Origin of the sequence: Micromonospora sp. NPDC005324, assembly GCF_040607155.1 — a bacterium.
In the GTDB taxonomy this organism is placed as follows: Bacteria; Actinomycetota; Actinomycetes; order Mycobacteriales; family Micromonosporaceae; genus Micromonospora; species Micromonospora trifolii.
This window is the reverse complement of the sequence record NZ_JBEXGE010000086.1, coordinates 1-7592: the sequence shown is the minus strand read 5'-3', so window position 1 is coordinate 7592 and position 7592 is coordinate 1. Positions and strand designations below refer to the sequence as shown.

Genomic DNA, 7592 nt, shown 5'->3' with positions numbered 1-7592 from the left:
CGTCGGGACTCGGACCACCCGAGCGCCTGCCACTTCGCGGAGAAGCGCGAGATCGTCGCCACCCACGAGGCGTGAGTCACCGAAACCGCCTGCCGCCGTCACCACGACGACGGCAGGCGGTTTCGTCTGTCAGTGACCCAAGCGGGCACGCCAACGGCAAAGGCCCGAACGTGGCCGTCTGGTCGGCCCGCGCCCGACGGACCGCCAGCGGGGCTGACAACGGCCCGACGCCAGACCGAAATGGTCAGCCGCTTGTAGCGAGCCAATGGCGGACCTCGGCGAGCGCGATGCCATTGCTGTCTGTATCAATGCCGGTCGCCAGGTCGGCGACCGTAATTCGCGCAAGTGCTTCAATCCATGCCTCGTGTGCTGCTGCCATGGCCCGGGCGATCGTGCAGGGGCGTGAGCATTGTTCGGGGGGTATGGCGAGTGGTCCGCGTTGCCGGATTTCGCTGCACCGGAAGGGAGGGTCGATGCCGTCGATCGCTTGGACCACATCGAGTGCGGTGATGGCGCTTGCAGGCCGGGTGAGATTGTAACCACCGACGTGACCTGCAATTGAGTGCACGATGCCGGCACGAGACAGCGCCTGGAGCTGCTTAGCCAGGTACGCCGGCGGGGTGCCATGCAACTCAGCGAGCCGCGCCGACGGCACGGGCCGCCGCGACTGGCTGAGGCTGACGCAGCAGTGCAGCGCCCATTCCACGGCGTTCGACAGTTTCATAGCGTGAGTCTAGCCAGCCCGGACAGAAGATGTCCGGAGTGTGATATAACATCGGACATGAATGGTCCGAGATCATCTAAGGCACGTAAGATTCCCGCCCAACCCCCCATCGCACCCACGGCACTCGGGGCCGCCGCTCTGGCGCTGTTTGTGGCTGCGGCGAACCTCCGCCCGGCGATCGCTGCGGTGTCACCGCTGGTCGAGCCCATCCGGGGCGACCTTCATCTGTCGGCCACTGCCGTTGCGTTCCTCACCACCATCCCAACTCTGGCCATGGGTGTCTGCGCGCCGCTGGCCGCCTTCATTGCGCGCCGCATCGGCTTGCACCACGGTGTACTGCTCGGCCTCGGCGTCATCGCGATGGCGTCGGCGGCCAGAGGTCTAGCTGGCGCAGCGTGGTTGCAGTTGAGTTCCGCAGCTGTGGTTGGCGCTGGGATCGCGATTGCCCAGACCCTGCTGCCCGCAGTCGTCAAGACGCGTTTTGCTGATCGTGCAGGGCTGGTTACCGGCGTCTACACTGCCGGATTGGGTCTGGGTGGTGCCGTTGCCGCAGGCATCAGCGCACCGTTGGCCGACGCCCTCGACTCCTGGCCTGCGGCCCTGGCGTCCTGGGCGATACTCGCGCTCGCCGGCATTGTCATGTGGGCGGCGGCCCGGCGGTCACTGCGATTGGACAACGGCCCAGCAGTGGCAGGGCCCACGACCCGCGGACTGCCCTGGCGCAGTGCCATGGCATGGCGCATCACGGTCCTATCGGCCGTTAACTCGGCGTTGTACTACTGCGAGTTGACCTGGCTGGTACCACTGCTACAGGACGACGGGCACCGCAGCGCGGCCAGCGGCGGTTCGCTACTGACCGTGATGATCTTCATTCAGGTTGGATCAATGCTGGCCGTACCCGCGCTGCTCGGTGAAAGCCGTGACAAGCGGATCGGCCTGGCACTCACCACCGCGATCACCGCTGTCGGCTTCGCTGGTCTTGCCATCGCACCGGACGCGGGCACCTGGATCTGGATTCTCGCGTTGGGCATCGGCCACGGCGGCCTGTTCACCCTTGTGCTGACCCTGCCGGTGGCCGTCAGCCGGGACGCCGCAGAGGCGGGTCGCTTCAGCGCGATGGCGTTCTTCGTAGGTTACGCCTGCGCCGCCCTCGCCCCAGTCCTGGTCGGCGCGCTGCGTGACGTACGCGGAGACTTCCACATGGCTTTCGGTCTGCTGGCCATCCTCGCGGCGCTGATGCTCCTGCCCATCCTGAAGCTGCGTATCCGCGAAACGACGGCGCCAGCCACAATCGACAGGTACACGTCGATTCCCGCTGCGGGCAGGGAAACGCAGCAATGACCAACGCTCAGGTCACGCCCACGAGGGCTTCTCCTCTCCGCTACCCACGCTTTCTGCGACTGTGGGCCAGTCAAACGGCTGGTGCGGTAGCCGATCAGGTTCTGCCGGTCGCACTCAGCCTTTACGTCATCGGTCGCGGTGGCGGCGCTGATGCCGTAGCCGTAATCCTCGGGGGACGCGCAATCGCTCTCGTCGTCTGCCTGCTCGTCGGGGGAATCCTCGCGGATCGGGTGTCCCGGCCGCGGATCCTAATGGCGGCGGATGTTATGCGCGCTGGCGTGGTCGGCGTCGCGCTGCTGTCGTTCGACCGCCTGCCCCTTACGGCCTTGGCGCTCGTCACGGCGCTGAGCGGTGCCGCCGAGGCGCTGTCCCGGCCCGCCGTACGATCACTCGTCCCCGCGCTGCTGCCCGCAGGGCTGCTCGAACGCGGCAATGCTCTGGTGTCAGTCGTCCAGCGCTCCGCCATGCTCATCGGCGCGCTGGCCGGGGCGGCACTAATTACCGGCGCCGGACTGCGCGCCGCGCTCGGCCTCGCCGGGGTCATGTTTGCCCTCGGCGCGGTCTTCGTGCTCGGCATCCCCGACCTCGCCTCTCCGACTATGCAGGCCGGCGTCCTCGCCGACGCCGCCGAAGGCCTGCAAGCGGTGCGGCGCCGGCCCTGGGTCCTCGCGGTTATGGCAGCGGTGTCGGTGCAATTGCTCGCCGGCACTGCGCCCACGCTGATCCTGCTGCCGCTCATCGCACAGGACCGGCTCGGCGGCGGGCTGGCGTACGCCGTCGTCCTTGGCTGCTTAGCCGTCGGGGCGCTGCCCGCCATCGCCCTCGCCAGTCGATGGCGGCCCAGCCGGCCCGGCATGGTCAGCATGCTCGCTCTGACGGCGTACGCTCTATTGCCAACCAGCCTCGCATTCGCCCTGGGTCTGCCACTCACCGCCTTTTGCTTCGCCCTAGGCGGATTCGCGGTCGAGCTGTATTTCATCTACTGGCTGTCAGCGCTGCAAAGAACCATCCCCGCCGCCGTGCTCGGCAAGGCCCTCGCCCTGGACCAGCTCAGTGCGTTCGCACTGCTACCGGTCGGCTATGCCCTTACCGGTCCGGCCGTAGCTGTGCTCGGAGCGCAGGGGACCCTGATCGCAGCGGCGGTGCTGACCGCCGCAGCGTGCGTACTAACGCTGCTGGTGCCAGGCGTTAGCCGATTTTCCGACCCACCCCGGAGGGCTGACGGCGGCCTCGCGACGGCGGCGGACGTGACAGGCGCCGACAGCACGAGCGGCTGGTGATTACGTCAGGACGATCGATCTGCGGCGGCGAGGCCCTCGATCATGTTTCCCTCGACAAAGAGGAGCCTGCGATCGAGGGCGTCTTGCCGGATTTCCAATGCCTGGGCATATTCGGGCGAGGCATACCACCGCCGGGCTGCTTGCATCGACGGAAACTCAATGATCACCATTTGGCACTTGTCTGGCCAGGAGCCCTCAACCGCCTCAGGACGACGACCTCGGGCGAGATACCGACCACCATGCTGATCGATGGACGCGGCTGCAAGCGCCCGGTAGGAATCCGCGCGCCGCTGATCGCAAACTTCGACTTCGGAAATCACAAACGCTGTCATCGCACTCCAATTTTCTTGCTGTATAGCGTTCTCGCAGGATGGTATATCATAAACGAGAAGAGTTACAGTAGATCGCCGCTCCGACTGGGCACCGGAGCTTGTCCGATCATGGCGGCCGCAGGCTTCTCAAGGTCGTCAGCACCACTACCGAGCTGCCGAAACGCATCACATTGCTCGCCGCCGAGTTGGCCATGACAATCAGACGGGCGCTCGACGTGCTCGAACTCTCCACTGGCCAGTACGAAATACTCGTCGCACTGAGTACGGGCTGGCGTTTTCGCCGCCATCAAAATCGAGCGACTGCGCCGCCAGCCCTGGCCCACCCACCAAGCCGCCCGCCAAGCCATATTCGAGTACATCGAAGGTTGGAAGAACACCCGCCGCCGACACTCAACCCTCAGCTACCTCAGCCCTACAGCTTTCGAAACCACCAATTGACAACCACTACCGATCGACCAAGCCGCTTAACTAAGATCAACACAACGACTCTGTCCGCCGAAACGATTACGAGCCCAGGTGGTATGCGGCCAGCAGGGACTCCAGGTTTATTAGGTGCAGCTCCAGCGCTAGCCCGATCGCAAATATTTCCGTGTGTAGATACCCACCTTCAGTCGGGGTCTCCCGGTAAGTCCCGGTGGGTCTCATTCGCCAGCAGGGGTCGGGTGTGCATCCAGGCGGCGGCTCATGAGCTGAACGCCGGGATTGCTTGTATGAAGTAATTCCTGAAAGTGTTCGCAAGCCTTCTTAAGGCCAGAATCGTCAACGGCGGTGAGCCATTCCAGAATGAACACCGCCCGATGCGTTGTCGGTCCGAGGCGGGTGCGCGTGCACTGTCTCCAGTTCCATCGGCGGCAGGTCGCTCCGATGTCGTCGCGCCAGACTATCTCTCCAGCCTCGCATAACTCCGTCTCTGACTTACCGTCAATTGTGGTGTCGAAAGTCTCCTTGCCGGTTGCCCTGGTCAGGCGGAGTGGCCCGACATATGCGTCTAAGTCTTCTCCGCCGACCGGAAGGATGTGCTGTATCGAGATTGCATTGTATATGTCGGTAAGCCGGTCGATGCGCGGGAGTCCGTTTTCGACCCGGCGCATCAGCCCCTCCACGCTTGGTCGTGTACGTTTTGGGTTAGCGCCAAATCTTCGGTAAGTCTCGCGCCACTGCGCGATGTGTGGTATTTCTGTGACGGGCACTGTGTGCAGCAGGTTCCGAGCGGTCTTCTCCGCAGCAATTAGTGCGCGTTCACTCAATTCGTCACAGCGGCCAGGTTGCAGACCGTCCGCAACGATCAATACAACTGAGTAGTCCGGGCGTAATGCAGTGACGTCCGGGCAGATGTATGTCTGCTCGATCCATGACTGGTTGGCATTGGCCAGAGCGTTCATTATTCGGCTTCTTCTCTCATCTGCGGACGTGGATCTGGATGGAGCCTGAGGCGATCAACCCCCGGTTGCATTACAGCCAATACGAAACGGACCCGGTCCGCTCCTGCCGCTGCGGCGTAGCTATGGGGCTGGTCCCCGGGGAACGAGACGGAGTCCTGCGCAGCTAGGGTCACCGTGGAGCCGCTTGTTCGGAGGATCAACTGGCCTTCGAGAATAACCAGTTGCTCCCAGGTGCCTGGGCTGTGTGCCTCGCTCTCGTGGCGGTCGCCGGGCTCTAGAACCCAGTCCCACAGCTCCAGCACATCTGGCGCCGCGGTCCCGGCGACCAGTGACGCGAAGCCGCCCTGCTCTCCTCTCCACAACACTGGTGCTTCGCCAGCCCTGACTACGCGGCTGCGTGACGAATCCACGATCGCCGTTAGCCTCGGAAGTCCGACCCCGAGTGCTTCGCCGAGGCGCAGAAGCACGCTGATGCTCGGGTTGGTCTGGCCCTGCTCGATCTGAACGATCATGCGTCGGCTCACACCAGAACGGCTGGCCAGCACGGCCAAGGTCCAGCCACGTGCAGCTCGGTAGGCGCGCACCTTCTCGCCGATCGACCTTGCCACCGTCTGCAGCATCTCTTGGTCCATACATCTTTCCCTTCGAGCCGTGAAGGTGCATCATAGTGCACCTGAGAGTGCATCGAACCAACTGGAGGTGCTGTGCCGATCGACGTCAACGCCGTTGGCTTCGACACGTTAGCTGTGCACGCTGGCGTGTCAGTCGACCCAACCACCGGGGCGATCGGGCCTCACATCGCTACCTCGACGAACTTCGCGGCCGATTACGGCACGATCGGGTTCAGCGCTGAAGGCACGGAGGACGCCGTGCCGTTTGCGTATGCGCGCGAGGGCCATCCGAACGCCGCCCAGCTGGAGTCCAGGCTTGCGGCGCTGGAGGGTGCAGAGGATGCAGTCGTTTTCAGTACCGGAATCGCCGCAATCTCAGGGTTGATGTTGCAACTGCTGCACCCTGGGGACCACCTGTTGGTGAGCGACATCAGTTACGCCGGCACCGCCGAGTTCACTAGGGGTTTCCTGCGGACTCATGGTATCGAGGTGGATGTCGCCGACATGACCGACCTCGACGACGTAGCAGCAGCCCTTCGGCCGAACACCCGACTGGTGCACGCGGAAACTCCGTGCAATCCCGTCCTCAAGCTCGCTGACATCAGCCGCCTTGCTGACCTAGTCCACAGCCATGGTGCACGCCTTATCATCGACAGCACCTTCGCTACCCCGGTCGCAACTCGCCCACTAGAAATGGGTGCCGACTTCGTCGTTCACTCGCTGACAAAGTACATCGGCGGTCACGGCGACGCTCTCGGCGGCGCGGTAATCGGACCTGCGGACTCGCTGGCTCTTCTGCGCCGAGACGTCGCAGTTCACCTCGGTGGGTCGCTAAGCGCCTTCAATTGCTGGCTGATCATGCGTGGCCTGGAGACGCTGCCGATCCGCATGGCCGCCTACGCCGACCGAGCCCATCGCGTTGCCACCTTCCTCGAGGCGCATCCGAGGGTCACGCGGGTGCGGTACCCCGGGCTGCCGTCCCATCCTCAGTATGAACTCGCGCAGCGGCAGATGCGCTCGGCCTCGGGAATGATCGCCTTTCATGTTGAGGACCACGAGCGGTTCGGATCCGGGTTGAAGGAAAACTTGCGAATCTTTTCCTTCGCCGCGTCTCTTGGATTGTCTCGCAGTCTGATATTGGAAGCGCGCACCGCAGATCTGCAGCGAACCACCTTCCAGTTGGACGATGAACATCTGCGCCGTTACCGCGATTGGGCCGGCGACGCATTTTTCCGCCTGTCCATTGGCTTGGAAGATCCTGACGATCTGTGTGCAGACCTTGACCGAGCGCTGTCAGTTCTCTGACCCAGAGTCACTCACTAGCCAACCAGTCCAGGGATAACTGCATGTCCGCGCAGGCTAACACGAAGAGGCCACCAACCCACATGGACCAGCGACGTCAGGTCGAGGCTTCAAGCCCGACAGCAGAAAGCAAGGAAATGACGGCCCGGCGTCTGGTTGCGTTCGGGGAAGCATGGAGTAACGCGAACCTTGAAGAATTGATGAAATACATCGCCGACGATTGTGTCTACAGTGCATCGGTTGGTCCGGAGCCGGGCGAGACCTTCCGCGGCAGAGAGGAAGTCCGCATGGGCTTCATCCGCATGCTCGAACACGACCAGGCAAGTGAATCCCGAGAAGGTCCCGTAACTGTCCACGGTACCCACGGTACCGCGGAATGGTCATACGTCCAGACCCTGCCCGACGGCAGGAAGGTGGAAGTGCGCGGATGCGACCTCTTTGAGTTCCGCGGCGACCTCATCACCAAGAAAGACGCCTTCCGCAAAGTCATCTCTTGAGCACCCGCGTCTCGCCATCTCCATCGCGCTAGGGCCTGTCCTGTCGATCTTGAATCGTCTGGTCAGGTGACGTCACATCGAGGGATCATGGGGCATGACCGATGCTGATGCGGTGCTGAGGAT

General features: G+C 63.4%; 9 protein-coding genes. 5 read left to right on the top strand and 4 right to left on the bottom strand.

The genetic code is table 11. The features are described from left to right. Nucleotides 1-244: 244 nt before the first annotated feature. Nucleotides 245-724 (bottom strand): Rrf2 family transcriptional regulator, encoded by a 480-nt coding sequence (locus ABZS40_RS35935; RefSeq protein ID WP_354949138.1) that lies wholly within the window; start codon nt 722-724, stop codon nt 245-247. 186 nt (nt 725-910) lie between these two features. On the opposite strand from ABZS40_RS35935, the gene ABZS40_RS35930 reads away from it, so the two are divergent. Both ABZS40_RS35930 and ABZS40_RS35925 read left to right on the top strand, forming a co-directional pair. Continuing rightward, nucleotides 911-2065, top strand: coding sequence for an MFS transporter (locus ABZS40_RS35930; protein WP_354949136.1), 1155 nt, complete (start codon nt 911-913; stop codon nt 2063-2065). Further along, nucleotides 2062-3345 carry an MFS transporter gene (locus tag ABZS40_RS35925; RefSeq protein WP_354949134.1) on the top strand — a complete coding sequence of 428 codons (1284 nt, stop codon included), beginning with the start codon at nt 2062-2064 and terminating at the stop codon, nt 3343-3345. The genes ABZS40_RS35930 and ABZS40_RS35925 overlap by 4 nt, the downstream gene beginning before the upstream one ends. A 5-nt stretch (nt 3346-3350) precedes the next feature. Here ABZS40_RS35925 and ABZS40_RS35920 read toward each other — a convergent pair whose 3' ends face one another. After that, complete coding sequence (locus ABZS40_RS35920) at nt 3351-3677, bottom strand: DUF1330 domain-containing protein (RefSeq protein ID WP_354949132.1); 327 nt, start codon at nt 3675-3677, stop codon at nt 3351-3353. 285 nt (nt 3678-3962) lie between these two features. On the opposite strand from ABZS40_RS35920, the gene ABZS40_RS35915 reads away from it, so the two are divergent. Next, entirely contained in the window at nt 3963-4115 is a 153-nt protein-coding gene (locus ABZS40_RS35915; RefSeq protein ID WP_354949140.1) for an IS3 family transposase, read from the top strand. Between the two features lie 203 nt (nt 4116-4318). Here the strand turns inward: ABZS40_RS35915 and ABZS40_RS35910 are convergent, their stop codons facing one another. Next, complete coding sequence (locus ABZS40_RS35910; protein ID WP_354949130.1) at nt 4319-5059, bottom strand: phenylalanine--tRNA ligase beta subunit-related protein; 741 nt, start codon at nt 5057-5059, stop codon at nt 4319-4321. Then, complete coding sequence (locus ABZS40_RS35905) at nt 5059-5691, bottom strand: XRE family transcriptional regulator (RefSeq protein WP_354949128.1); 633 nt, start codon at nt 5689-5691, stop codon at nt 5059-5061. The genes ABZS40_RS35910 and ABZS40_RS35905 overlap by 1 nt, the downstream gene beginning before the upstream one ends. A 72-nt stretch (nt 5692-5763) precedes the next feature. Between ABZS40_RS35905 and ABZS40_RS35900 the strand changes: the two genes are divergently transcribed. Together ABZS40_RS35900 and ABZS40_RS35895 are read left to right on the top strand one after the other, a co-directional pair. Then, nucleotides 5764-6975: a PLP-dependent aspartate aminotransferase family protein gene (locus ABZS40_RS35900; protein WP_354949126.1), complete on the top strand. Its 1212-nt coding sequence runs from the start codon at nt 5764-5766 to the stop codon at nt 6973-6975. Nucleotides 6976-7016: 41 nt separating this feature from the next. Then, nucleotides 7017-7469, top strand: coding sequence for a nuclear transport factor 2 family protein (locus tag ABZS40_RS35895; RefSeq protein ID WP_354949124.1), 453 nt, complete (start codon nt 7017-7019; stop codon nt 7467-7469). Nucleotides 7470-7592: the final 123 nt, after the last annotated feature.

Excerpts from the sequence above, each read along its gene's own strand:
- ABZS40_RS35935 (WP_354949138.1), bottom strand. The coding sequence starts at position 724 with ATGAAACTGTCGAACGCCGTGGAATGGGCGCTGCACTGCTGCGTCAGC.
- ABZS40_RS35925 (WP_354949134.1), top strand. The coding sequence starts at position 2,062 with ATGACCAACGCTCAGGTCACGCCCACGAGGGCTTCTCCTCTCCGCTAC.
- ABZS40_RS35920 (WP_354949132.1), bottom strand. The coding sequence starts at position 3,677 with ATGACAGCGTTTGTGATTTCCGAAGTCGAAGTTTGCGATCAGCGGCGC.
- ABZS40_RS35910 (WP_354949130.1), bottom strand. The coding sequence starts at position 5,059 with ATGAACGCTCTGGCCAATGCCAACCAGTCATGGATCGAGCAGACATAC.
- ABZS40_RS35905 (WP_354949128.1), bottom strand. The coding sequence starts at position 5,691 with ATGGACCAAGAGATGCTGCAGACGGTGGCAAGGTCGATCGGCGAGAAG.
- ABZS40_RS35895 (WP_354949124.1), top strand. The coding sequence starts at position 7,017 with ATGTCCGCGCAGGCTAACACGAAGAGGCCACCAACCCACATGGACCAG.